The organism is Mycolicibacterium sp. MU0053, from assembly GCF_963378095.1.
GTDB classification, from domain to species: domain Bacteria; phylum Actinomycetota; class Actinomycetes; order Mycobacteriales; family Mycobacteriaceae; genus Mycobacterium; species Mycobacterium burgundiense.
In genome coordinates this window covers 2643239-2667514 of the sequence record NZ_OY726397.1, presented here as the reverse complement: position 1 = coordinate 2667514, position 24276 = coordinate 2643239, and the positions used below count along the sequence as shown (strand labels likewise).

General features: G+C 67.6%; 27 protein-coding genes. 10 read left to right on the top strand and 17 right to left on the bottom strand.

Annotated features, from left to right (window positions below; genetic code table 11):
- Window positions 1–40 precede the first annotated feature (40 nt).
- The gene (locus RCP80_RS12345) at window positions 41–1594 is read left to right on the top strand and encodes a polyamine aminopropyltransferase (protein ID WP_308482818.1); all 1554 of its coding nucleotides are present in this window, start codon (window positions 41–43) and stop codon (window positions 1592–1594) included.
- Here the strand turns inward: RCP80_RS12345 and RCP80_RS12340 are convergent.
- From RCP80_RS12340 to RCP80_RS12310, 7 genes are all read right to left on the bottom strand, one after another.
- On the bottom strand, window positions 1585–2040 hold the full coding sequence (locus RCP80_RS12340) for a hypothetical protein (protein WP_308482597.1): 456 nt from the start codon (window positions 2038–2040) through the stop codon (window positions 1585–1587). The two genes, RCP80_RS12345 and RCP80_RS12340, sit on opposite strands and share 10 nt — an antisense overlap.
- Before the next feature lie 92 nt (window positions 2041–2132).
- Window positions 2133–2300, bottom strand: coding sequence for a hypothetical protein (locus RCP80_RS12335; protein ID WP_308482596.1), 168 nt, complete (start codon window positions 2298–2300; stop codon window positions 2133–2135).
- A gap of 47 nt (window positions 2301–2347) precedes the next feature.
- A complete protein-coding gene (locus tag RCP80_RS12330) occupies window positions 2348–2956 on the bottom strand; it encodes a TetR/AcrR family transcriptional regulator (protein ID WP_308482595.1) in 609 nt (202 codons plus the stop codon).
- 1 nt (window position 2957) lies between these two features.
- Window positions 2958–4739, bottom strand: a complete 1782-nt coding sequence (locus RCP80_RS12325) for an N-acyl-D-amino-acid deacylase family protein (RefSeq protein WP_308482594.1) — start codon at window positions 4737–4739, stop codon at window positions 2958–2960.
- Window positions 4740–4788: 49 nt separating this feature from the next.
- A complete protein-coding gene (locus RCP80_RS12320; protein WP_308482593.1) occupies window positions 4789–5391 on the bottom strand; it encodes an energy-coupling factor transporter transmembrane component T family protein in 603 nt (200 codons plus the stop codon).
- Window positions 5388–6083, bottom strand: coding sequence for an energy-coupling factor ABC transporter ATP-binding protein (locus RCP80_RS12315; RefSeq protein WP_308482592.1), 696 nt, complete (start codon window positions 6081–6083; stop codon window positions 5388–5390). The genes RCP80_RS12320 and RCP80_RS12315 overlap by 4 nt, the downstream gene beginning before the upstream one ends.
- The gene (locus RCP80_RS12310; protein WP_308482591.1) at window positions 6076–6696 is read right to left on the bottom strand and encodes a biotin transporter BioY; all 621 of its coding nucleotides are present in this window, start codon (window positions 6694–6696) and stop codon (window positions 6076–6078) included. Before RCP80_RS12310 ends, RCP80_RS12315 begins: the two co-directional genes overlap by 8 nt.
- A gap of 53 nt (window positions 6697–6749) precedes the next feature.
- Here RCP80_RS12310 and RCP80_RS12305 point away from each other — a divergent pair, with 53 nt between their 5' ends.
- Window positions 6750–7094, top strand: coding sequence for an SRPBCC family protein (locus tag RCP80_RS12305; RefSeq protein ID WP_308482590.1), 345 nt, complete (start codon window positions 6750–6752; stop codon window positions 7092–7094).
- Window positions 7095–7191: 97 nt separating this feature from the next.
- On the opposite strand, the gene RCP80_RS12300 is transcribed toward RCP80_RS12305, so the two are convergent.
- Complete coding sequence (locus RCP80_RS12300; protein ID WP_308482589.1) at window positions 7192–7830, bottom strand: TetR/AcrR family transcriptional regulator; 639 nt, start codon at window positions 7828–7830, stop codon at window positions 7192–7194.
- 133 nt (window positions 7831–7963) lie between these two features.
- Here RCP80_RS12300 and RCP80_RS12295 point away from each other — a divergent pair, with 133 nt between their 5' ends.
- The gene (locus tag RCP80_RS12295; protein ID WP_308482817.1) at window positions 7964–8587 is read left to right on the top strand and encodes an FKBP-type peptidyl-prolyl cis-trans isomerase; all 624 of its coding nucleotides are present in this window, start codon (window positions 7964–7966) and stop codon (window positions 8585–8587) included.
- Window positions 8588–8611: 24 nt separating this feature from the next.
- On the opposite strand, the gene RCP80_RS12290 is transcribed toward RCP80_RS12295, so the two are convergent.
- Complete coding sequence (locus RCP80_RS12290; RefSeq protein ID WP_308482588.1) at window positions 8612–8896, bottom strand: hypothetical protein; 285 nt, start codon at window positions 8894–8896, stop codon at window positions 8612–8614.
- Window positions 8897–8971: 75 nt separating this feature from the next.
- On the opposite strand from RCP80_RS12290, the gene RCP80_RS12285 reads away from it, so the two are divergent.
- Window positions 8972–10330, top strand: a complete 1359-nt coding sequence (locus RCP80_RS12285; RefSeq protein WP_308482587.1) for a M14 family zinc carboxypeptidase — start codon at window positions 8972–8974, stop codon at window positions 10328–10330.
- Between the two features lie 151 nt (window positions 10331–10481).
- On the opposite strand, the gene RCP80_RS12280 is transcribed toward RCP80_RS12285, so the two are convergent.
- The gene (locus RCP80_RS12280) at window positions 10482–10685 is read right to left on the bottom strand and encodes a cold-shock protein (protein WP_308482586.1); all 204 of its coding nucleotides are present in this window, start codon (window positions 10683–10685) and stop codon (window positions 10482–10484) included.
- A 135-nt stretch (window positions 10686–10820) separates the two neighbouring features.
- Between RCP80_RS12280 and RCP80_RS12275 the strand changes: the two genes are divergently transcribed.
- The gene (locus RCP80_RS12275; RefSeq protein ID WP_308482585.1) at window positions 10821–11081 is read left to right on the top strand and encodes a hypothetical protein; all 261 of its coding nucleotides are present in this window, start codon (window positions 10821–10823) and stop codon (window positions 11079–11081) included.
- Between the two features lie 26 nt (window positions 11082–11107).
- Window positions 11108–12628 carry a serine hydrolase domain-containing protein gene (locus tag RCP80_RS12270; RefSeq protein ID WP_308482584.1) on the top strand — a complete coding sequence of 507 codons (1521 nt, stop codon included), beginning with the start codon at window positions 11108–11110 and terminating at the stop codon, window positions 12626–12628.
- Here the strand turns inward: RCP80_RS12270 and RCP80_RS12265 are convergent.
- The 3 genes from RCP80_RS12265 to RCP80_RS12255 all read right to left on the bottom strand — a co-directional run bounded on the left by RCP80_RS12265 (window position 12625) and on the right by RCP80_RS12255 (window position 16284).
- A complete protein-coding gene (locus RCP80_RS12265) occupies window positions 12625–13476 on the bottom strand; it encodes an SDR family NAD(P)-dependent oxidoreductase (protein ID WP_308482583.1) in 852 nt (283 codons plus the stop codon). The genes RCP80_RS12270 and RCP80_RS12265 overlap by 4 nt on opposite strands.
- A 97-nt stretch (window positions 13477–13573) precedes the next feature.
- Window positions 13574–15805, bottom strand: coding sequence for a catalase/peroxidase HPI (gene katG, locus RCP80_RS12260; protein WP_308482582.1), 2232 nt, complete (start codon window positions 15803–15805; stop codon window positions 13574–13576).
- Between the two features lie 47 nt (window positions 15806–15852).
- On the bottom strand, window positions 15853–16284 hold the full coding sequence (locus RCP80_RS12255) for a Fur family transcriptional regulator (RefSeq protein ID WP_308482581.1): 432 nt from the start codon (window positions 16282–16284) through the stop codon (window positions 15853–15855).
- Between the two features lie 115 nt (window positions 16285–16399).
- Here RCP80_RS12255 and RCP80_RS12250 point away from each other — a divergent pair, with 115 nt between their 5' ends.
- From RCP80_RS12250 to RCP80_RS12240, 3 genes are all read left to right on the top strand, one after another.
- Window positions 16400–16555 carry a hypothetical protein gene (locus RCP80_RS12250; protein ID WP_308482580.1) on the top strand — a complete coding sequence of 52 codons (156 nt, stop codon included), beginning with the start codon at window positions 16400–16402 and terminating at the stop codon, window positions 16553–16555.
- A gap of 257 nt (window positions 16556–16812) precedes the next feature.
- Window positions 16813–17541 (top strand): cutinase family protein, encoded by a 729-nt coding sequence (locus tag RCP80_RS12245; RefSeq protein WP_308482579.1) that lies wholly within the window; start codon window positions 16813–16815, stop codon window positions 17539–17541.
- Between the two features lie 33 nt (window positions 17542–17574).
- A complete protein-coding gene (locus RCP80_RS12240; RefSeq protein WP_308482816.1) occupies window positions 17575–17940 on the top strand; it encodes an RNA-binding S4 domain-containing protein in 366 nt (121 codons plus the stop codon).
- 52 nt (window positions 17941–17992) lie between these two features.
- On the opposite strand, the gene RCP80_RS12235 is transcribed toward RCP80_RS12240, so the two are convergent.
- The 3 genes from RCP80_RS12235 to RCP80_RS12225 are packed head-to-tail and all read right to left on the bottom strand — an operon-like array spanning window position 17993 to window position 21943.
- Window positions 17993–19561, bottom strand: a complete 1569-nt coding sequence (locus RCP80_RS12235) for a threonine/serine exporter family protein (protein ID WP_308482578.1) — start codon at window positions 19559–19561, stop codon at window positions 17993–17995.
- 51 nt (window positions 19562–19612) lie between these two features.
- Window positions 19613–20077, bottom strand: coding sequence for an SRPBCC family protein (locus tag RCP80_RS12230; RefSeq protein WP_308482577.1), 465 nt, complete (start codon window positions 20075–20077; stop codon window positions 19613–19615).
- Between the two features lie 33 nt (window positions 20078–20110).
- Window positions 20111–21943 carry a fatty acyl-AMP ligase gene (locus tag RCP80_RS12225; RefSeq protein WP_373693494.1) on the bottom strand — a complete coding sequence of 611 codons (1833 nt, stop codon included), beginning with the start codon at window positions 21941–21943 and terminating at the stop codon, window positions 20111–20113.
- 177 nt (window positions 21944–22120) lie between these two features.
- Here RCP80_RS12225 and RCP80_RS12220 point away from each other — a divergent pair, with 177 nt between their 5' ends.
- Window positions 22121–23512 carry an IS1182 family transposase gene (locus RCP80_RS12220; RefSeq protein WP_465270707.1) on the top strand — a complete coding sequence of 464 codons (1392 nt, stop codon included), beginning with the start codon at window positions 22121–22123 and terminating at the stop codon, window positions 23510–23512.
- A 154-nt stretch (window positions 23513–23666) separates the two neighbouring features.
- Here RCP80_RS12220 and RCP80_RS12215 read toward each other — a convergent pair whose 3' ends face one another.
- The gene (locus tag RCP80_RS12215) at window positions 23667–24212 is read right to left on the bottom strand and encodes a TetR/AcrR family transcriptional regulator (RefSeq protein WP_308482576.1); all 546 of its coding nucleotides are present in this window, start codon (window positions 24210–24212) and stop codon (window positions 23667–23669) included.
- Between the last annotated feature and the right edge of the window lie 64 nt (window positions 24213–24276).

The window sequence follows — 24276 nt, the reverse complement described above, 5'->3', positions numbered from 1 at the left end:
GGGCCCGTCGGTGACCACTGACCAGGACAATCCCGCCCGGGTGAGCGACTCGTTCCAGACCACGACGCGCTGGCGGGCGCTGCTGCTCGCGGCCGTGGCGGCCTGTGCGGCGTGTGGGCTGATCTACGAGCTCGCGCTGTTGACGCTGTCGGCGAGCATGCATGGCGGCGGCATCGTCGCGACCTCGTTGATCGTCGCGGGATACGTCGCGGCCTTGGGCGTGGGTGCCCTGCTGGTCAAGCCGTTGCTGGGTCGGGCCGCGGTCACCTTCATCGCCGTCGAGACCCTGCTCGGCATCATCGGCGGGCTGTCGGCCGCGGCGCTGTACATCACGTTCGTGTTCATCGGCGGTTCGTTGTGGGTCCTCGTCGTGGGCACCGCCGTCATCGGCTGCCTGGTCGGTGCCGAGGTGCCCCTGCTCATGACGCTGTTGCAGCGCGGCCGCACGGTCGGGGCCGCCGACAGCGGACGCGTGCTGGCCAACCTCAACGCCGCCGACTACCTCGGCGCGCTGATCGGCGGGCTGCTCTGGCCGTTTCTGCTGCTGCCGCAACTCGGGATGATCCGCGGGGCCGCCGCCACCGGCATGATCAACCTGGTGGCCGCCGGCGTCGTCGCGATCTTCTTGCTGCGCCCCATCATCGGCCGCCGCGAGCTGATTGCGGCGCTCTGCGTGCTCGCCGCGGCGCTCGGGCTGCTCGCCACGCTGCTGGTGCGCGCCGACGGCATCGAGACGACCACCCGGCAGCGGCTCTACGCCGACCCGATCGTCGCCTATGAGCGCTCGGCGTATCAGGAGATCGTGGTGACCCGGCGGGGGGACGACACGCGGCTCTACCTCGACGGCGGACTGCAGTTCTCCACCCGCGACGAGCACCGCTACACCGAAAGCCTGGTCTATCCGGCGCTGAGCGAGGCGACCCGTTCGGTGCTCGTGCTGGGCGGGGGCGACGGCCTGGCGGCGCGCGAACTGCTTCGGTACCCCGGCATCGACACGATCGTGCAGGTCGAGCTCGACCCCGCCGTCATCGACTTGGCCCGCACCACGCTGCGCGGGCTCAACGGCAACGCGCTGGCCGATCCGCGGGTGGACGTGGTGGTCGACGACGCGATGACGTGGCTGCGCGACCCGCACCCCGAGATCCGTCCGCCGGGTGGCTTCGACGCGGTGATCGTCGACCTGCCCGATCCCGATACCCCGGTGCTCGGCCGCCTGTACTCGACGGAGTTCTACGCGCTCGTCACGCGTGCCCTTGCGCCGGGTGGGCGCATGGTCGTCCAGGCGGGCAGTCCGTATTCGACGCCCACCGCGTTCTGGCGGACGTTCTCGACGATCAAGGCCGCCGGCTACGCGGCAACGCCGTACCACGTGCACGTACCCACATTCGGTGACTGGGGCTTCGTGCTGGCTACGCGCGGAGCAGACGCACCGGTACCCACCGTGCCGCCGAATGCGCCCGCCCTGCGCTTTCTGAGTCAACAGGTCCTCGATGCCGCCGGCGTGTTCGCCGACGATCAGGCGCCGCGCGCGCTGGAGCCCTCGACCCTGGATCGGCCCCGCATCGTCGAGGACATCCGGCTCGGCTACAGCTGAGTGTGGCCCACCGGGCCGTCCCCGCGGTCCGCAAGCGCCGGGAACTCGGTGCCCAGGGCCGGATGACACAACTGGACGAGGCGGTCGGGCCCGTGCTGCACGTCCGTCAGCCAAGCACCCGCCGGCAACCGGTCCGCGACCTCCGCGGCAGTCTCGGCAGACAACAGGATGTGTCCGGGACGGACCAAGTCTCGCAGCTCGGCGGCGCGACCGTGCGTCGAGCAATTCGGCTCGGCGGTGTGCAGGCCGATGCTCAACGCAACCGGATCCAGGGGTGCCCGCTGCAGGTCGAGCGCGCATCCGAGCGCGTCGGACGCCTGGGCGAAGGTGATCCCGAACCCTTGGACAAAACCGTCATACAGTGCGCCGAGGTGGGCGAAAGTATGGTCGAGCCACGGCTGCGCGCCCGGGACATCGCCATGGGCTCCGGCGAGCAACACCGTCACTGTTCTCGTTGACCCTGCAAATTCGCGCACACGCCTCACGTCAGTCATTGCCGTGATGGTATCCAGCGCGGGCGCTCCAGACCGGGAGGCGGTCAGGCCTCGGGCGCGGCGGCCCCCGGCTGCCCCTTGCGCTGCTTGCGCTCGGAAAGCTGGTATTTCACCAATGCGACCAGAGCCTTCGGATTACGGGCGAACGCGCCCGCGGCCTGGAACCCGATCTTGACCTTCTGGCCAAACGTCAGTTCTTGCGCTGGTTCCATGGTTCGCCCTTCCTCGAAGATGATCGCCCCGAACAATAGCCGAACGGCTACCTGCCGATGCGACCCCCCGGGGCGGGCTCTGCGCTGAACAACTTCGCCAGCAGCGCGATCCGGGCGTCTTCGAATTCAGGCTGCGGCAGTACCGACCGGATGATCGCGGCCCCGTCGAAGGCATTGAGCAGCAGGGCCACCGCGGTCGCGAACTCCCCCTCCGGGATCCCCTCGAAACCCGGTATGGTGCTTGCGGTTTCGTAGATGTGGGTGGCGTACTCGGCCAGTACGTCGGGCAAGGTGGCACGCAGCTTGGCGTCGGTCCGCGCGGCGATCAACAGCTCGTACATCACGGTGTTGGTGTCATTGCCGGTGACGTCGCGCAGGATCGTCAGGACGGCTGGCAGCGGCGGCTGAGCCGGGATCTCGGCGACCCGTTTGGTGAACAACTCCAGCTGGCGGCGCATCACTTCGTAGGCCGTGGCCGCCATGAAGTCGCCCATGGTGGGGAAATGGCGAAACAGCGCACCGTCGGAAACCTTCGCGCGCCGCGCGATGACCGCGGCCGAGGCCTTCGCGTACCCGACGTCGATGATGGTCTCGATGCTCGCGTCGAGCAGGCGAGCGACGGTTTCCTCCCGACGTTGCTGTTGCGTTCTCGCCATCTCAGACAGCGGTTTTCACACGCCGGCCAGTCCCCGCCCGTAGATAGCGACCCGACTTCACGGACTGGCCGTAGCCGTCGCGGAACCGCCCGTTGCGAAACACCACGGTTCCGTTGACCGCCGTGGCCACGACCGCGTCGTCGTTGCGGTTCACCATGCGGCTCAAGCCGCCGTAGAACGGCACCGTCTCCTCGTGGTAGGCATCGACGTCGGCGTTGAGGCTGTGCGGGTCGATCACGACGAAGTCGGCCCGGTCCCCGACGCGGAGGGTGCCCGCATCGGCCCCGAACCAGTCGGCAACCTCGGCGGTCAGCCGGTGCACCGCGTGTTCGGTGGTCAGGAATGGGCGCCCGGCCAGCTGGGCGTCGCGGACGCGCTTCAGCAACCGCAGCGGGTAGTTGTAGAACGCCATGTTGCGCAGGTGTGCACCGGCATCCGAGAAACCCATGTGCACCGACGGATCCTTGGCCAACTGGTCGAGGACCTTGGGCCGGTGGTTGGCCACGATCGTGGTCCAGCGAACGTTGCGTTCCCCGTTGTCGACGAGCACGTCGAGAAACGCATCCAGGGGATGGATTCCGCGCTCGTCGGCGATCTGACCGAAAGTCTTGCCGACCAGGGTCACGTCGGGGCATTCGACGATGGTGGCCTCGTGAAAATCGCGGTGCCACAAGGTAGGTCCGAGCTTGCGGCGGTCGAACGAGCGGCGGAACCGGCGGCCGTACTCGGGGTCGGCGAGCAACGTGTTGCGCTCGAGTTGATCACGCAGGTGCAGCGCGGCAGTACCCGCCCCGAACTCTTCAAACACCGGCAGATCGATACCGTCCGAATACAATTCGAACGGCACCGGCAGATGCTGGAATCGCACCTGGGCATCGAGGAGCTTGTTCAGCAGGCGCGTGCCGGGCCCGATGACCCGCGCGGCGACGGGCGAGGATTTTGCGTCGGCCGAGACCAGCAGGCTCATCTTGACGCCGCGGCGGCGCCCGAACAGGCCGCTGCTCTCCAGGAAGAAGTTGAGCGCCTCCTGCGCCCGGGCAACATTGGGCGCGCTCTGCAGGATGCGTCCGCGGCGGCGCAGCACCTTGATGAGCCGGCGGCGTTCCCGCCACGTCGCGAACGTCGAAGGCAATGCGCGGGACCGGAACCGGTCGCCGTCGAGTTTGTCGATGGCGGCGTCCATTCCGGACATGCCCAACATCCCGGCGTCGAGGGCCGTGTCGAGTTTGTCGGCCATCGCCTCGAGTTCGGCGTCGGTGGGTCGGACGCCGTCGGTGGTGGCGCGGTCCAGGCCCAGCACCGACGCGCGCAGGTCGGAATGTCCCAGCAGCGACGCGACGTTCGGGCCGAGCGGCAACGCGTCGATGGCCGCGACGTACTCGGCCGAGGTCGACCAGGTCTTGTGCGTCTGCAGCGCACCCAGCACGTACTGCCGGGGCACCGCCTCCACGCGGCTGAAGAGGTCCGCGGCATCCTCGGCGTCGGCGTACACCGTCGACAACGAACACATGCCCAGCAGCACCGTGGTGACGCCGTGCCGCACCGACTCGCGCAGGCCGGGGTCGAGCAGAACTTCGGCGTCGTAATGGGTGTGCACGTCGATGAAGCCCGGCAGAACCCACTTGCCGTCGGCGTCGACGACCTCGGGACAGCCGGTCTCGTCGAGGGGCGTGGCCGAGACGGTGGCCACCACGCCGTCGCGGATGCCCAGCGTGCGGACCTCTGGTGCCGTACCGGTCCCGTCGAACCACAGGCCGTTGCGAACGATGACGTCGTAGGACATGCAGCCACGCTAACGCAGGTAGTGAGTACTCACAATCTTTCTTGCGGATTCAGTCGAGTCCGCGCGCGGTGAGCGCCTCGGCGAACCCGTCCGCGGTCCGCAGCGCGGCCACGATCACCGGAGCGACGACGATGCGCGGCGAGAAGCGCAGTCCGCGGGCGCGGCGGGCCTCATCGACCTGGCGTACCGTCTCCACCATCAACGGGATCGACCGGATCGCCAGCGCCAGCGCCAGCGCAATCTGCTCGACGGGAAACCCGATCCGACGCAGCGGCCGCATCGCCCGCGTCATCGCCGCGAGCATGTCGGTCACCCGTGTCGTCACCGTCACGATCGCGGCCAGCAACACCGACAGCACCAGCACACCGCACACGACGAGCGCGCGACGCCAATCGGTGAAGATCAGCTGAAAGACGAAGATGAACACCACAATCCAGAGCACCGGACGCAGCTGGGCGGCCAACGTGGCCGGGCTGATCCGCGCCCCGGCGACCAACGCCACCGCGACGACGGCGGCCGCCCCGAGCCGCAGCGGCGTGGTCACGAGGACCGCCATGAGCACGATCAACCCACCCAGGCCCAGCAGTTTGGCCCCGGCCGGCAACCGGTGCACCGGCGAGGCGCCCGGCCGGTAGTGCCCGAACGTGCTCACTGCATCAACCGCCGGTAGGCCGCGATGGCAGCCGCCGGTGCCTCGTCGGCGACGATTCGTCCGTCGTCGAACACGAGGACCCGGTCGAAGTCGTCGAGCAGGGTGAGGTCGTGGGTCACCATGATCAGCCGCGGATCCAGCGCGGCGAACGCGTCGCGCAGCATTCGGGTGTTGCGCAGGTCCAACAGTGTGGTCGGCTCGTCGGCCACCACGATTCGGGGTTCGGTCACCAGCACCGAAGCCAGCGCCAGCAGTTGCTTCTGTCCGCCGGACAGCAGGTGCGCGGGATGGTCGGCATGGCCGGCCAGTCCGAATCGGCTCAGCACACCGCGGGTACGGTCGGCGCGGGCCTCCCGGCTCATGCGGTGCCGCGACAGCGACAGCTCGATGTCCTCGGCGACCGTGGGCATCAGGATCTGGCGGTCCGGGTCGGTGAACACGAAACCCACCGCGCGGCGGACCTTCCGGGTGGCGCGCTTGGTATCGAGGTCGAAGACCCGCACCGCTCCCCGGTCGGGAATCACCAGCCCGTTGATCATCCGGGCGAAGGTGGACTTGCCGCTACCGTTGGCGCCGATGATCCCGATCCGACGCTCGGTCAGCGTCACCGAGACATCCGTCAGGACCGGTCGGTCGCCGTAGGCATGCGAGACCCCGTCGAATGCCACGGCAGCCGCGGCGCCGTCAGCCATCGGAGAATTCGGTGCGACGCCGCCACGGCGTGATCAGGCCGGGCCGGGTGCGATGCACCTGGGCGGCAACGAATCCCGTGATGACGGCCTTGGCAAGGTCACCGGGGACGTAGACGCCGGTGGTCGACGCCGCGGCCCACCAGGACAGGTCGGCCCGGAGCATGAGACCCGCCGCCCCGACCAGGTAGATCACCAGCATGCCGCCGAGGATGTTGATCACAATGCCCCAGGTCACCCGGTAGCGCGGCATCACGGCGGCGGTCAGTGCGCCGATGACGAACACCGCCGGCAGCCACCCGACGAAAAACCCGGCCGTGGGCGACGCCAGCGATACCAATCCCGTCCGGGCGCCGGCCAGAATGGGCAGGCCGGCGATCGCCAGGATGGCGAACAGCCCGACCGCCAGCGCGCCCTTCCGCGGACCGAGGATCGACCCGGCCAGCATCACGCCGAGCGTCTGAAACGTGATGGGCACCCCGCTGGCACCGAGCGTGATCGTCCCCGGCAGCCCCAGCGCGGCGATCAGCGCCGCGAATACCGCGGCCTGGGTCAGGTCCGCCGGCGTGACGGTCAGTGCCCGCCCCACGCCGCGCAGCCGGGCTTTCGTGTCCATCCGGGAGATTATCGTCGCGGTGACTTTCGCCGCCACAGGCGGTCGGTATTGGCATGACTGAAACCATGACCGCATCGGCACTGATCAACGCATCCCCCGAAATCGTGTTCGACCTGCTGGCAGACCCGGCCACCCACGCCGCGATCGACGGCACCGGATGGGTGCGCCAACCCGTCGACGACGAGCACCTGGCGGCAACCGGCCAGATCTTCCGGATGGCGATGTACCACGACGACCTCAAGTCGACCGGGGCCGGCACCACCGAGGTGACGCTGACCTACGACTGGTCACGCGTACCGCCGCGGCACCGCGACATCGAGTTCCCGCCGTTCGGCCGGCAGCACCTGGACAATTCGCTGAAGCATCTGGCCGAGCTGGCCGACCGGGTTCAGGCCTGAACGCTGGGCGGCGGAGCAGGAGAGCCAGAGTTTGTTGCGGCAGTGCAGAAGTCAGCCCCGGACGGGGCACTCGGTCACGTATCGGCGAGCCGCACGATCACGATGCGTACAGCATCCTGTCCCAGACCGTGGCGAGGACGTTCGCAAGATCCGGGTCCGGTTCCGATCCACCCGTAATCTGGCGCATATCGCGCTCGAGTGCTTTGACGTTCATTCCGACCAGCACCCGCGCCAGGGTCTCGGGAGCGGGCCCGGGTAGCGCGTGGCCCGCTTCGCGTTCGCGCCGGATGCGGGTGGCGGAGTCGACGACGAAGCGCTCGATGTGATCATCGAACATGCCTCTGACCTCGTCGTCGGTGGTCACGGCATCGAACATCGCCGCCATGAGATGCGCATGCTCGCGCCATATCGCAACGACCTGTTCAAAACCGTCGAACACCTGGTTTCGCCGCTCGGCGAGGGTATCGCCGAGCTCAGTCCAGGTTTCGGTCACGCTGCTGACCTGGCTGAATACATTGCCCAGCATCGCGCCGACCGCGGCGGCCTTCGACGGGAAGTAGAAATAGAACGTCGAGCGTGAAACCCCGGCGACCCGGGTGATGTCGGCAATTTCGATGGTCGCGAACTCGTGCGCGACCAACAATTCCTCCAAGGTCTGCAGGAGGAGCTCCCGTCGAACCTCGCCACGCGACGGCCCGGCGGTGAATCGCGAACGGGCGGGAAGCGACTTGGGCATGGTGTTTCAACGGTATCGCAGTCGGTTCAGCTGGAGTTGGTCAAGACTCGGCTGCGATAGACCACCCGCATCGAGGTAGCAGCAGGGGCTGGGATATCCGGGCTGTAGCGTGGCGAGCGTGAACTCCTCGCGTATGCCTTCCTCTCTTGCCCTCGCGGCCGCCGCCGCGTCGCTGGTCCTGACGCTCGGCGCCTGCGGCTCGGATTCCGATACGGAAACCGCCGCCGCCACCAGCAGCAGCAGCCCTTCGGTGGCCGACGTGGTCACACCCGTCACCGAAACGACGATCGCAGCCAACTCCTGCCCCACCGCGGCGCCGGCCACCGGCGGCACCGCCGATTGGACGCTGCCCGGTACCACCGGCAGCGTCGCGGTCACCGGAGCCACGGAAGAGGCGGCTCCGCTGGTCAGTGTCGAGGCCCCGTTCAGCGTCACCGAGACGCAGGTCCAGACCCTGCAGGCCGGCGACGGGCCCGTCGTGGCCGACACCGCGACGGTGTTGGTCTGCTACATGGGCGTCAATGGACGTGACGGATCGGTGTTCGACAGCACCTACGAGCAGGGCGCCCCCATCGACTTCCCGCTCGGCGGCGTGGTGCCGGGCTTCCAGAAGGCCATCGCCGGACAGACCGTCGGATCCACCGTCGGCGTCGCGATGACCTCCGCCGACGGCTACCCCGACGGCCAGCCGGCCGCCGGAATCCAGCCCGGCGACTCGCTGGTCTTCGCGATCAAAATCCTCGACGCCGCGAACTGACGGCGAACGGGTAGCCGCCAGAATCTAGGAAAGTATCCAGAAGTATCCGGCGGCCACGACGATGGCGATGATCGCCACGGCGGCGGCCGATGTCAGCGCGATTGCCAAACCCGGATGCTGTCTGGCCCAGATTCTGAGCGAGGGCACCGTCACATAAATCCGTGGTTCTGCCTGAACCATGCGATCCCACTTCCCGGTCCATCCTGAACCTGTTTCGAAATCCACGACCGAAGCCGATCGACCATTGATGATACCGGCAGCGGTCTCGACGTGAATTTCTGAAATTCCTTTTGCGGCACCTAATTTCAAAACCCAGGTATGGTCGCAGACGTCTCGTACCGAGACGGCTGACGTGTTCTACCGAGGTCGAGAGAAGGTCCGTCCGTGACTGTAGACGTGGATGCCTACCGCACTGCGGTACCGGAAATGGCGTCCTTTCTTGGCGTCGACGCGCTCGACGCGGCAATGCTGAAACTCGCCGCCGCCCACCCGGATCTCGCGAGCCTACGCCGCGTCGGCACGTCCGGGCTCGGTGAACCGATATCGATGTTGAGCATCGGGTCCGGCACCCGCAACGCGCTGTTCTTCGCGTGCACACACCCCGATGAACCCATCGGAGCGATGACCATCTCGCATCTGGCCGAACTGCTGTGTCGCGACGATGACTTGCGCGAAACCGGGGACTTCACCTGGCATCTGATCCCGTGTGTCAACCCGGATGAGGTGCGGCTCAACGAGGGCTGGTTTCAGCCGCCGTTCTCGATGGGTGATTTCGCGGCCCGCTGTTACCGGCCCCCTTCGGACCGAGATCTCGAATGGTCGTTCCCGTTCTTTCACGAGACGAGTTACTTCGACAGCACCCTGCGCGAAACGCAGATGCTGATGCGAGTGATCGACGACCTGCAGCCGGTGGTGATGGGTTCGCTGCACAACAACGTTTTCGGTGGGGTGTACTTCTACATCTCCGGCGAGGACGCCGCCCTGCAGGAGACGCTGCACCGGATGCCGGCCGCCGAGGGGTTGCCGCTCCGGTTGGGGGAACCCGAGACTCCCTACATCCGGGAACTCAGTCCCGGCGTGTTGCTCTTCCCGGATCCCAAGGACCGCTACGCCTATGAGGTCGCGGCCGGCGCGGATCCCGAGACCCTGAGCCTGGCGGGTTCGAGCCTGACCTACGCATCCCGGTACGGCACCCGCGGCATCATCGTCGAGGTGGCGTATTTCGATGATCCGCGGGTGGCGGATCAGACGGCGATGGATCGGTCGGTCCGCGCGGTGATCGCCGACAGCACCCGGATAGCCGAGGAAGGCCTGGCCTACCTTGAGCCGGCGCTCGAAGCGGTAGGCGCGAGGTTGCGTACCCGCTCGGTCTTCGAGGAGAGCGTGCGCTCCAACCTCGGGCTGGAACGCGCGACGATCGACGCCAAGAGCACGTGGGCGGAGTCTGCTCCGGAAACCCTGGCCGCCGCAACCGTGGCCGACCTGTTCGCGAACCGGCAAGAAGTGAAGATTCGACGGCTGATCAATCTGGGGACCTTCATCCGGATGCTCGAGACCGAGGTCATCGCCGGCCACGGGAATCCCGTTGTCCGGCAGACGCTCGAGGATGCCCGGGTGCGCTTCCAAGCGTGGGAGGACGACCTGGAATCCGAGCTGGAGGCGCGGGTCGTCCCGATCCGCAAACTGGTGGCGGTCCAACTCGGCGCGGTACTCGCAGCCACCTTCGCCGCGCCCCGCGATTAGCGACGCCGGCCCACGGCCGGTCCGCCGAAAACAACACAGCTTGCGCTGCCGACCTTTCGGTCGTTCGCAGCGCAAGCTGTGAGATGCACCAACTCGGGCTGGTCAGGGACCTGCAGTGCAGTTCCCCGAACAGCCAGAGGTGACAGTGCGTTTAGAGAGCGGTTACGCCAACAGCCTGGGGACCCTTGGCACCCGGGGTGATGTCGAACTTCACCCGCTGGTTCTCCTCCAACGTGCGGAAGCCGCCCGACTGGATCTCGGAGTAGTGGACGAAAACGTCCTCCGCGCCGCCGTCAGGAGCGATAAAGCCGAAGCCCTTTTCGCCGTTGAACCACTTCACAGTTCCTTCTGCCATGCTCTTACTTCTTTCTTCATACTTTGAGTGCAAACTCATGCACCCAAGACTGGTGGACAGTACCTGTCCGGTTGGTATGGCGGATTCGGGGTAACACCCATCGAGTTTTGTCGTAGCGACAAGACGGTGACCGTCATGAGCGCGGCGCTCCTACCCGACCGCGAACCGGCCAACTTTTCAATCAACGGCGGCACAACCCAAGCAGTCGTGCGACGAAATACCGTCAACACAGAGTACTCTACCCCGAGTCTGTCACTTCTCCGACAGTTGGAAGCCATCAGCTTCATCGCGCGTCGCCGCTGCGGGCCGAGCGCCTCGGCCGAGTTCGACACATTCCCCCAACCGGGCACCCCGCCCACCCCGTACTGCTATGGTGTGGCCATTTCCAGCAATTGACGTCCCAGCAAAGGAAAAGTCAAGCCGTGCAACATGATTACGGCCACGACCCCCGCTCGGGATCGGCGAAATTGTCCCGTCGCTCGGTGCTTCGCGGCGCCGGTGTCGTGGCGACGGCCGCGTTGCTCGCCGGCACCTCGGCGACTGCCGCATGCGCGCGAGAGCCCGACAACGACCGACTGTTCGCTGAACTCGATGCCAAAGTCGAAGAACTGATGGCGAGATACGCGGTGCCCGGGGTGGCGATCGGGGTCTGGCACCAGGGCCGCGAACACCTTCGCGGCTTCGGGGTCACCGATGTCGATGCCCCGGAACCGGTGAGCGCCGACACCCTGTTCCGCATCGGGTCGACGACGAAGACGGCCACGGGCACCGCGGTGATGCGTCTGGTCGAGTCCGGACGGGTCGGCTTGGATGAGCGGGTCCGCACCTATCTCCCGGACTTCGCCACCGCCGACCCCACCGTGGCCGAGCGGGTGACCGTGCGCCAGTTGCTCAATCACACCCCGGGCTGGAACGGCGACTTCTTCATCGATTTCGGCTCCGGAGATGACGCACTGGACAAGTACGTCGCCGAGATCCGGACGCTGGCGCAGCTGACTCCGCTCGGCACCACGTTCTCCTACAACAACGCCGCCATCGTGGTGGCCGGCCACCTCGTCGCGAAGGTCACCGGCCGCACCTATGAACACGCCCTGCGCGAGTTGGTGTTGGACCCGCTGGGCCTCGAGCACACCGCGTTCGACGCCGTCGGCCCCATCGCCGTTCCGCACGGTGTCGTCGAGGGCAAGGCGGTGCCGAACCCCTCCGCCTGGGACATGCCCAGATCGCTGCACCCGACCGGCGGGTTGATCTCATCGGCCCGAGACCAATTGAGCTACGCGCGCTTTCACCTCGGCGACGGCCACGGCCCCGACGGCACGGAACTGCTGCGCCCAGACAGCCTGGTGGCGATGCGCTCTGATCCCGGCCCGGGCGGCACTTTGGGAGTGGAACTGGACGGCCTCGGCGTCACCTGGCACCTGCGCCCCACCGCCGAGGGCGTGCACGTCGTGCAACACGGCGGCTCGTGGTCCGGTCAGCATTCGGGCTTTCTCTTCGTTCCCGACCGGGACTTCGCGTTCACCGTCCTCACCAACTCGGACGGCGGCGCGCTGTTGACCACGGACCTGGTGTACGACGACTGGGTGCTGCAGCACTTCGCCGGGCTGCAGAACCTGCCGGCGGCACCGCGCGATCTTTCCGCCGCAGAGCTGGCTCCTTACGAAGGGCGTTACACCGCAGTCGAAATCGCGCCCGACGGTGACGTCGTCAGCACCGACACAGTGCTCACCGCCGCCGCGGGACGACTGCGCTACGAAGTGCCGTCGATGGCTGAGGCACCTCTCGGCATGCCCGCATACCTGGCGTTCTATCGCGACGACCACGTGCTGATGCTCGGCCGCGACGGCAACCTCATGCCTGGGCGCGCCGACTTCGTCCGTGACGACGCCGGATCGCTGCAGTGGTTGCGGATGGGCGGCCGCCTGCAGCGGAAGGTGGCTTAGGTGCTGTCTCGTGCCGCGGCCCGCGCCAGACCGCGCACCCGAAAAGCCGTGAACGCCGTGAACAAGCGCAGGTAGCCGGGGCCGGTCAACCGGACGAGAAGGTCGAGCGCTCTGGCGTCGAGACCGACGAGGACCCGAGCCTTGTTGCGTCGCACCCCGGCCAGAATCGCACTGGCCGCCTGCTGCGGCGAGGTCATCGCCGCCTTGTCGAATACCTCGATGCTGGTGGCCTTGTCGAAGCCGGGCACCCCGGTGGAGTTGCGGGCGAGGCCGGTCTTGACACCGCCCGGATGCACCAAGGTCACCTTGACGCCGTTGCCGGCGAGGACCATCTCTTGCCGCAGTGTCTCGGTGAACCCGCGCACCGCGAACTTCGCCGAGACATAGGCACCCTGACCCGCGGCCGCGCACAACCCGAACGCGCTTGAGATGTTGACCACGTGGCCGTCGCCCGATGCGACCAGATGCGGGAGGAACGCCTTGGTGCCGTTGACCACACCCCACAAGTTGACGTCCAACACGCGCTCGAAGTCCGTGAACTCGGCGGAAGCGATGTCGCCACCGAAGGCGATACCGGCGTTGTTGTACACCTGGTTGACCGCCCCGAAGTGGTCCCTGACCGCATCGGCATACGCCAGCACCGCCGCGCGATCGGAGACGTCCAGTCGGTCGGACCGCAACTGCGCACCAAGGGCTTTCACTTGCTCCTCGGTGACGGCGAGGCCCTCGAGGTCGATGTCGCTGATCGCCAGCTTCGCACCCGAGCGGGCCAGTTCCAGGGCCAGTGCTCGGCCGATGCCCGAACCGGCGCCGGTGACCACCGCAACCTTGCCCGCGAACCCGTTCATAGGCTCCATTCCCGTCGACGCCAGCACAGCTTACGCGTACGCCCAGGCGCCGCCGGGCGACCCGGCGGGGACCACGCCCCGCCGGGCCCGGCTCGACTCAGACCAGGTCGAACCGATCGTTGTTCATCACCTTTACCCATGCGGAGACGAAGTCCTCGACGAACTTGGCCTTGTTGTCCTCCTGGGCATACACCTCGGCGACGGCGCGCAACACCGAATTCGAGCCGAACACAAGGTCATTCGCGGTCGCGGTCCACTTCGTCTGGCCGGTCGCGCGATCCCGCCCCTCGTAGACGTTCTCAGTGGATACCGACGGCTTCCACGCCGTGCCCATATCCAGCAGGTTGACGAAGAAGTCGTTGGTCAACGTGCCCGGCCTGTCGGTGAACACGCCGTGCTGGACCCCGCCGTGATTGGCCCCCAACACGCGCATGCCGCCCACCAACGCGGTGAGCTCCGGAGCGGTCAGGTCGAGGAAGTAGGCCTTGTCGACCAACAGCTGCTCGACCTGAGCCTTCTCCCCCGGGCGGATGAAGTTGCGGAACCCGTCGGCCTGCGGCTCGAGCACCGCGAACGACTCGACGTCGGTGTCCTCCTGCGACGCGTCGGTGCGGCCCGGCGCGAAGTGCACGTCGATCTCGTACCCGGCGTCGCGCGCGGCCTTTTCCACCGCGGCCGAACCGGCCAGCACGATCAGATCGGCCAACGACACCTTCTTGCCGCCGGCGGCGGATCCGTTGAAGTCCTGCTGAATTTGCTCGAGCACGGGAAGCACCCGGGCCAGCTCGGCCGGCTCGTTGGTCACCCAACTGCGCTGTGGCTCCAACCGAATCCGCGCCCCGTTCGCGCCGCCACGCTTGTCGGTGCCACGGAAGCTCGACGCCGACGACCACGCGGTCTTCACCAGCTGCTGCACCGACAATCCGGAATCGAGCACTCGGCTCTTCAGCGCAGCAATGTCCTGCTCGTCGACCAGGGGGTGGTCGACGGCCGGCACCGGGTCCTGCCACAGCTGCGGCTCCGGAATCCAGGGCCCGAGATAGCGGCTGACGGGCCCCATGTCGCGGTGCAGCAGCTTGTACCAGGCCTTGGCGAAGGCCTCGTTGAGCTCCTCGGGATGGTCGAGCCAGCGCCGGGTGATCTTGCCGTAGATCGGATCCTCACGCATCGACAGATCGGTGACCAGCATCGTGGGCTTGCGCTTCTTCGTGGCGTCGAAGGGATCCGGGATGATCGCCTCGGCATCCTTGGCTTCGAATTGCCACGCGCCGGCCGGGCTCTTGGTCAACTCCCACTCGTGGCCGTAGAGGATCTCCAGGTAGTCATTGCTCCAGGTGGTCGGCTTGGTCGTCCACACCACCTCCAGACCGCTGGTGACGGTGTCGCCGGCGTTCCCGGTGCCGAACGGGCACTTCCAGCCCAGCCCCTGCTCCTCGATGGGTGCCCCCTCCGGTTCGGGCCCGACGTTGACATCGGCCGCGCCGTGCGTCTTGCCCAGGGTGTGCCCCCCGACGATCAGCGCGGCGGTCTCCTCGTCGTTCATCGCCATCCGGGCAAACGTCTCGCGGATGTCGATCGCGGCCGCCAGCGGATCCGGCTTGCCTTCGGGGCCTTCGGGATTGACGTAGATCAGACCCATCGTGGTCGCGCCGAAGGGCTGCGCAAGGTCGCGCTCGCCGCTGTACCGCTTGTCGGTGCCCAGCCAGGTGTCCTCCTGACCCCACAGCACGTCCTCGGGCTCCCAGATGTCCTCGCGGCCGAACGCGAAACCGAACGTCTTGAAACCCGCGGACTCCAGGGCACAGTTGCCGGCGAACACGATCAGATCGGCCCACGACAGCTTGTTGCCGTACTTCTGCTTGATCGGCCACAGCAGGCGGCGAGCCTTGTCCAGGTTGGCGTTGTCCGGCCAACTGTTCAGCGGGGCAAAACGCTGTGCGCCCTGACCTCCGCCACCGCGGCCATCGAAGATACGGTAAGTGCCGGCCGCGTGCCAGCTCATCCGGATGAACAGCCCCGCATAGCTGCCGTAGTCCGCCGGCCACCAGTCCTGTGACGAGGTCATCAGCGCGAGCATGTCGGCCTTGAGCGCCTCGACGTCGAGCTTCTTGACCTCCTCGCGGTAATCGAAGTCGGCGCCGAGCGGGTTGGCCTTTTCGGACTGCCGGTGCAGCACCGACACGTCGACCTGTTCGGGCCACCAGTCCTTGTTCGACAGGGGCGCATGCGCCTTCGGCGTCGGGGAATCGATAACCGGGTTCTCGGACTCGCTGTTGCTTGCGGTCTTGGTGTCGGAGTGCGGCGGGCGCGCATCAGAGGTGTCGGTCATGTCATACCTTTCATCGGTGGGTGGATGGGCTGCGACCACGGTCGTGATCAGGAACTTCGAGCGGCGGCACAGTCGGGGCACAGCCCCCAATAGATGACCTCGGCCTCGTCGATCTCGAAACCGAGATCGTCGGAAGCGATCAGGCAGGGTGCACCGCCCACGGCGCAGTCGACGTCGGCGATCGCGCCGCACTGGCGGCACACCAGGTGGTGGTGGTTGTCGGCCACGCGCGTTTCGTAGCGGGCCAGCAAGCCGCTGGGCTGTATCCGACGAAGGAGTCCGGCCGCCGTCAATGCGTTCAACGCGTCGTACACCGTCTGGTGGGACACGTCCGGCAGATGCGCCCGGGTGGCCCGGATGACGACGTCGGTTTCGGTATGGGGATGCTCGCTCACGGCATGCAGCACCGCTAGCCGGGGCCGGGTCACACGCAGCCCAGCCGCCCGCAACATCGTGGTGAACTCGGGGCCATCAGGCATCACTTCGAGTGTGAACGCTAGTTTTGAAGGTTTCAAGCTTTTGTCTAATTCTGTTGCGCTCCAGAGGGTTCAACTTCGGTTTGGGCATGCCGCAAACGGGGTACCGAGACAACTTATGACCCAGGATCCGGACCAGGCCGACGCCGGCCCCCAGCCCAGCCAGTCACCCGCCGCCCCCGGCCCCACCGATCAGGGCGGCAAGGGCGGAATGGCCACCCGCGAGGTGGCCCCGGAGATTGCCGAGCCCGACCACCACGGCGATCGCGGCTGAGCCCCGGCCTCCCCTCCCCGGTCCATAGCGCACCCGGGGCGCTGGTGATACCGCTTCGGAATCGTTGCGGAGCAACGACTCTCACGGCGGCTGAAGCCCCGGAGCAAAGGGTGGGCAACCGCCGGAGCGCGGTGCTTCCGGCGTGGCAACCGTAGGCTGTAATTCGGCCGGTTTGGCCCGCTCCAGCCAGGGGTACAGCCCTTGTGCTTCAGCTCGCTAACCTGGGGACATCAGCCGTATTCCGAAGGAGTCCGCATATGAGAGTTCACCAAGCCGCTCGGTTTCTCGGTGCTGTAGTGCTGATGGCCTCCGCGGCGGCGATCGGTGTCGCCGTTCCCGCGGCGTCCGCCGAGCCGGCGGCGGCCGCCGAGCCGTGCCCCGACGTCGAGGTGATCTTCGCCCGGGGCACCACCGAACCGCCCGGCGTCGGCGGGACCGGCCAGGCATTCGTCGATGCACTGCGTGCCCAGGCCGGCGGAAAGACGGTGGGGGTTTACCCGGTGAACTATCCCGCGAGCAGCAACTTCGGCGACCGCATTGCGTTCGCCAGGACCGTGGTCGACGGCATCAAGGATGCCGGTGCCCGCATCCAAACGACGGCCGCGGCGTGCCCCGACACTCGGATTGTGCTCGGTGGGTACTCGCAGGGCGCCGTGTTGGCGGGGTTCGTCACCGCTGACACGATCCCCGACGGCATCCCCGACGAGTACCTGTCCTACATGCCCAATCCGGTGCCGGACGAACTCGCCGAACACGTCGCCGCGGTGGTGTTGATGGGCAAGCCCTCCAGTCAGTGGCTGCGCCAGTACGACGCCCCGCTGGTCACGATCGGGCCGCTCTACGAGGAGAAGACGCTGGACCTGTGTGCGCCCGGTGACACCATCTGCGATGGTGCTCCCGGCGGGATCCCTACCTTCGCCCACACGCTGTACCCCGTAAACGGCATGGTCAACGAGGCCGCCGCGTTCGCCGCCGGGCGTCTTTGATCCGAATTGCCCTCGGAGTCCATGATGAGTGTCATGGACGCCACCCGGATCGATCGTTGGTTGTGGGCGGTCCGGCTGACGAAAACGCGACCGGATGCCGCCGCAGGGTGTCGCGGCGGCCATGTGCGGGTCAACAATCGGCCGGCGAAGCCGTCGACGATGGTCTCCCCCGGTGACGAGGTGCGCGCGCTCGTGGGCGCCAGGATGCGGATCGTGGAGGTGGTGCGGGTGATCCACAAGCGGGTTGGCGCCGCCGATGCGGTGACCTGCTATCTGGATCGCACGCCCGCTCCGCCGCCGACGGCCGTTGTTCCGGTGGCCGCTCGCGACCGCGGGGCGGGTCGGCCGACCAAGCGGGATCGCCGGCTGCTGGACAAGTGGCGCGCCAGCCAAGGCTGAAACGTTCCCCTGCACACGACGCCCGGCGCGCTGGATGTCGCGTTCGCCCGTACTAGTAGTCCTCGTCCTGGTCGGCGGCCCCGGCTTCGCCCTCGGCGGGCTCGGTGTCCGGCTCCAGCGCGACGCTGCGCGACTTGACGCGGCGATTGCCGACCCGCGGCCCCTCGGCGGGGCGCAGATGCACCACCCGGCCGACGGCGCGGCGCAGCCCGGGCGGCCCCTCGATCCGAACGAAATCGCCGACCCGGCCCGCGCGGTAACGCAACGGTGAACTCAGCAACTCGCCCATGACCACGCCGGCGCCGATGGCGAGCGCGATCGCCGCGGCCGACAACAGCTGTGCGATGCCGGCGTTAAACTTCTCGTCGACCGCGAAGTTGAACACCGCGCGGAAGATGGCCAGCCCCGGCAGCATCGGCGTGATACCCGCGGTTGCCGTCACCAACGCCGGGGCCTGCCGCCGGATCGAGATCAGGGTGGCCAGCAGGCCCACCCCGGCCGCGGCGATCCCGGTGGCAAGCACCTGGCCGATTTGCGCGTTGCCCAAACCGATCAGCACCAATTCGGCCAAGCCGGCCGCAACGCCGGCGGGCACCACCGAGCGCAGCGGCGCATAACACGCCAGCGTGAGACAGACCCCCGCCAGCGCGGCCCCGAGCACCGCGATCAGGATCTGTGCGGGCTGGTTGGGTGTCACGAAGGATTGGGTCGCGTCGATGTGCAACTCGATGCGAATGCCGGCCAACGTCGCGACCTGCAGGCCCGCGACGATCCCGACGACGATGCCCGCAGTCAAGAACAGCGCGTCGCCGAGTCGGGCCACCGCGGTGACCATGTGTCCGGTCAGCGCGTCCTGCACCGAACCGACCAGCGTCATTCCCGACAGCAACACCACGATCCCGGTGGCCACCATGACGGTCGGGCCCTGGTCGGCGAAGCGGTACGCCGCCACCGCCACCAGCGTCGCGATGGTGGCGCCGACCACGTGGTAGAAGAACAGCGGCGCGCCAGCCCGAAACAGCAGCCGGCCCACCTGGTCGATGACCGCCGAGGTCAGCGCCGCCAGGATGCACGTCAGCCAACCACCGCCAAGCAGCATGGCCACGCCGAGGGCGAATCCGGCCCAGCCGACGGTCGCCATCCAGCGCGGGTACGGGTGCGGGCGCTCGGTGAGCTCGTCCATCGCATCGTGCGCCTCGTCGACGGTGACGCCACCGGAGGTGACCCGCCGGACCAGCTTGTCGAGTTCGGCCAGGCGTGTGTAGTCGGTCGCGCGGTGCCGTACCGCGCGCACGATGGTCAGCGGCGGGCTGTCGGCGGTCGGTGGGGCCGACACGATGATCGTGTTGAAAGTGATGTCGACGACGCAGTCGGCAAGCTGATACGCCTGCGCGACATCCTGGGCGGTCGCGACGATGTCCGCGGTGCCCGACCCGGACGACAACATCACCTCGGCGAGGCGGATCGTGAGGTCGAGAACCTTGCGGGTGTGCAGATCACCCATGCCGCCCGTATGACGGGTGCGTTGGCCGGCCCCCGGTGCCGGTTCGCGCCGCCCGCGCAGCGCCATCTGCAGGCCCCGGCGAATGCGGGCCGCGCCGTCCGTTCGATCTTGTGCCATTGCCCCGCACGATACTGACGTCGGTCGTCAGCGGTCGATCACAGTGCGGCCTCAGCCGGCCTCGGCGATCGCCTTGATCGCGGTGAGGGTGGCCGGAATGCCGGATTCTGCTGCCAGGCGCCGGGCTTCGATCTCGGATTCGGCCCGCTCGCCGAAGATCTCGTGGAATCCGGCGATGCCCGGCGGCAGGAATTTCCACGACTCGGTGAGCCGGGTGCCGCCGTCCTCGGCGGCAAGGCTGTACCCCCAGTACACCCAGCCGTTGTTGACCTCCCAGGCGAATTCCTTGCCCGGCGTGGCGGCCACCACTTGGCTGCGGCTCTCCCAGGTGGACTCGGGGGTCTCATTGCGGCCGGTGAACCAGGCGCCGACCTGCGGTCCGTCGCCCTCATCCCACCAGCAGGCCTTGCAGATCGGGCTCCACTGGCCGGTCCTGGTCACATCCGAGACGATCGCGTAAACCTGCTCTGGGGTGGCCGCAATGGAAATCGATTCGGACATCTCGAGATTGGTCATGGGCCCAGTGTCTCAAGTCGATGCCGCAACCGGTCAATGCCCGCCGAGCGTGCCGTTCAGATACTGCAGCCGGCAGGCTCGCCGGGCGAGCTTGCCGCTGGTGGTCCGCGGGATAGCGCCCGCGGGAACCAGCCGCACCTCCGCGACGGCCAGCCCGTGCCGCGCCAGCACGGCGGCCTCGATGGCCGCCAACGCCGACTGCGGGTCGTGGCGCGCGGTGCGGGCGGCCCGCTCCGCGACGATCACCACGGCATCCGTACCGGGCACCGCGAACACCGCCACGTAACCCCGGCGCACCAGCGCCGCGGCATCGGCGACCGTAGCCTCGATGTCGTGCGGATAGTGCTGGCGCCCGGCCACCGTGATCAGGTCCGCGGTTCGACCGGTCACGTACAGCTCACCGTCGAGGTAGAACCCCAGATCCCCGGTCCGAAGCCAATCGCCGCCGACGTCTGCGCCCTCGGTGTGCCCGGCGGTGCCGCGTACGGTACGGAGCTTGGCGTGGAAGGTGCTCCGGGAATCTTGCGGCCGACGCCAGTAGCCGCGTCCGACGTTCCGGCCCTGCAACCAGATTTCGCCGATCCGGCCGTCCGGGAGTTCCGCGGCGGCCGCGGGGTCGACGATCACCGCCCGCAGGCTGCGGGCCACCTGCCCACAGGCGACCTGCGGCACCGCTGCCGGCGTGTCCGCGGCGACGGGTACGGCGTAGCCGACCGCGAGCCGGTCGCGGTCCAGGTGCACCATCGAGGCCTGCGCCGACGGCGCGATGGTGGAGACGAACAAGGTGGCCTCGGCGATTCCGTAGGACGGTTTGATCGCGGTGCCGGGCAGCCCGAACGGCGCGAAGGCCTCGTTGAACGTCTCGATGGCGGCCATGCTGACCGGTTCGGAGCCGATGATCATTACGACGTTGGTCAGGTCGACGCCCTCGTCCGGGCCGGGCACGCCGCGTTGCGCGGTCCACTCGTAGGCGAAGTTCGGGGCGGCGGTGACGACGCGCCCCTCGCGGGATCCGTCCGACAGCGCGTGGATCCAGCGTTCCGGCCGACGGACGAACGCCGTCGGCGACATCAGCGTGGAATGCCCGCCGTAGACCGCCGGGAAGCCGATCATCGACAGGCCCATGTCGTGGTAGAGCGGTAACCAGCTGACGCCGTGGGTGTTTCGATCCAGCATGTCGATCGACAGGATCATCTGCACCAGGTTGGTACCGACCGCGCGGTGGGTGATCTCGACACCGACCGGCGGGCGCGTGGCGCCGGAGGTGTACTGCAGGTGCGAGACATCCTCGGTGTCGAGTTCGACCGATTCGAAGGCGTCGCCGTCGGCGTCGGGCACCTCGTCGATGACGATGACGTGCGGGCGTCCCAGCTGCGGCCGGGCGCCGAGGAACGCGGCGACGGTGTCGACCGCGGCGGCAGTGGTGAGGACGACGGCGGGTTCGGCATCGGCCAGCGCGGTCTCCAGCCGTTCGGCGTGGCCCGGCAGTTCCGGCGCGAACAGCGGTACCGCAATGGTTCCGGCCTTGATCGCCGCGAAGAAACCCACCACGTAGTCGAGGCCCTGCGGGGCCAGCACCGCTACCCGCGCGCCCCGGTCCGCCACCCGCTGGAGGTGCGTGCCGACGGCCCGCAGCCGATGGCCGAGCTGGGACCACGTCAGCTCGATGGTGTGAGCGCCGGCGGCACCGGTGTGGTCGATGTAGCGGTAGGCCACGGTGTCACCGACGTTGGCGATGTTGCGATCGATGAGCGAGATCAGCGTGGTGCCCGGCGGTAGCGTGATGCCGCCCTCGGCGTCCAGACATTCCTCGATCTGGATCAAGCCGGTGCGGCTCGGCCGGGGTTGGGTAGCTTCGCGAATCACGCCTGCAGTCTAGGAGTAGCTAGGAGCGTGGGTCGGTAACACGCCGGGTGGGGTGTCTGGGTTGGCGGCGGGTGTAGGGGATCATGGGGTGTGCCTGATGATCTCGATGCCGAGGGTTTGTTCGAGGTAGATCCCGAACTGCGGGTGGATTCGCATTCTGTGGCGCCGAAGGCGCCGGTGGATAAGTCGTTTCGCCCGTTCAACCCGGATCAAGACTTGTTGTTGCCGCCATCGCTGGATGACTGGCTACCGGCCGAGCACCTGGTCCGGTTCATCGCCGATCTGGTCGATGAGCACTTGGACCTGTCCCGGATCCACGCCGCCTATACCGAGGTCCGCGGTGGGCCACCGTATGACCCGCGGCTGATGGTGCGGATCCTGCTGTATGGCTACACCACCGGGGTTCGTTCCTCGCGCAAGCTGGAAGCCGCCTGCACCGATGTGGTCGCGTTTCGGTGGCTGGCTGCAGGCAGCGCCCCGGACTATCGGGCGATCGCCCGGTTCCGCAAACGCCACCTCTCGGCGTTGGGACACCTGTTCGTCCAAGCGTTGGCGTTGTGCCAGGCCGCCGGGATGGTCAGCCTGGGCCAGGTCGCACTCGATGGCACGAAGGTGCGCGCCAATGCCTCCAAACGCAAAGCCATGAGCTACGTCCGGATGACCGAGAAGGAAAAGATCCTGGCCGGCGAGGTCTCAGCACTGCTGGCCGAGGCGCAGCGCATCGACACCGCCGAAGACAAGGCGTTCGGCAAAAATCGCCGCGGTGACGAACTACCGGCGGAGCTGGCGCGGCGCGAAACCCGGCTGGTCAAGATCCGGGAAGCCAAGGCCGCCCTGGAAGCCGAAGCCGCCCAAGCGGCACGGGAACGCGCTGAGCAGCGGGCCAAAGACCGCGGTGACGACGATGACACCGCCGCGGGCAAGGGTGCCGCGGCTGCGCAGGCCGCGACACCGAAACCGAAGGCGCAACGCAACTTCACCGACCCCGATTCCAAGATCATGCTCACCGGCGACGGGGCATTCCACCAGTGCTACAACGCCGCGGCCGTCGTCGACGGTGATCATCAGGTGATCGTGGCCACCGAAGTGGGCACCAACGCCGCCGACGTGAACACGCTGATGCCGATGACCGAACAAACCGTCACCAACACCGGCCAGATTCCTAGCCAAATGCTCGCCGATGCCGGCTACACCAGCACCGCCAACCTCGACGCCGCCGCCGGGTTCACCGAAGAACATGGCACCGAGTTCTTCATCGCCCCCGGCCGCCCCCGCCGTGATGACCCGCCACCGGTCGCCCCGCGGGGACGCATCCCCGCCGAGGCCACCGCAAAACAGCGGATGGCCCGCAAGCTGGCCACCAAACGCGGACAGACCGTTTATGCCCGCCGCAAAGCGATCGTCGAACCGGTCTTCGGCCAGATGAGCACCCTGCAGAACGCCAAACATCTGCTGCTGCGAGGACTCGACCAAGCCCGCGGAGAATGGCTGCTGCTAGCCGCCTGCCACAACCTACGAAAACTGCACGGCCACATCGGAGTTACCGGACTGACCGCCCTACCGGCCTAACAAGCCATCCGATGGGGCGTCTCAATTGCCAGCACCCGACCCATCGGAGACCTCCACACCGAGCGGGCACCCGGATCACCCACATCACGTGAAATGCGATCGCTACCCACATTCGACACCCCGCACCCCCTCAACGCGTTACCGACCCACCCTCCTAGGCCCTGACCGCGGGCCAGAACAGCTCGAACAGCCGCTGCTGCCATCCGGCACCGAGTTCTCCGGTGCGGGCGCGCTCGGCGGCGTAGGTACCGACCACCGCGTCGATGAGGGTTTCGGTGTCGATGTCCGCGCGCATCGAGCCGTCGGCCTTGCCGGCCTCGATCACCACCGCCAGCTTGGCGCGTTGATCGACGAGGACTTGGCGGAACAACGTGCTGAACTCCGGATCCTCCTCGGTCAGCAACGAGGCGAGGCCGCCGAATCCGATGCCGCCGTCCACGGTCTCGATGGCGTGCCGGATGACCCAGCGCAGCCGGGCGGGCGCATCCGCGTGCAGTTCGATCGGCGCGGGCGAGGCGAGCCGGGCCATGGCCGCCGCGAGCATCTCGCGACGGTCCCGGTGGCGGCGGTAGATCGTGGTTTTGGCGATGCCCGAATGCGTCGCGACCGCCTCCACGGTCACCGACCGGGGGCCGCGGGTCCGCAACAGATACAACGTCGACTCCGCGATGCCGTCCTCGACCGACCGTCGTGCTGCCATCGCGCCCTCCCGTTCAGCCGTCGTGGTGCGCCGCCGGGAACATACGCGGCCCCTGACGCGTTAC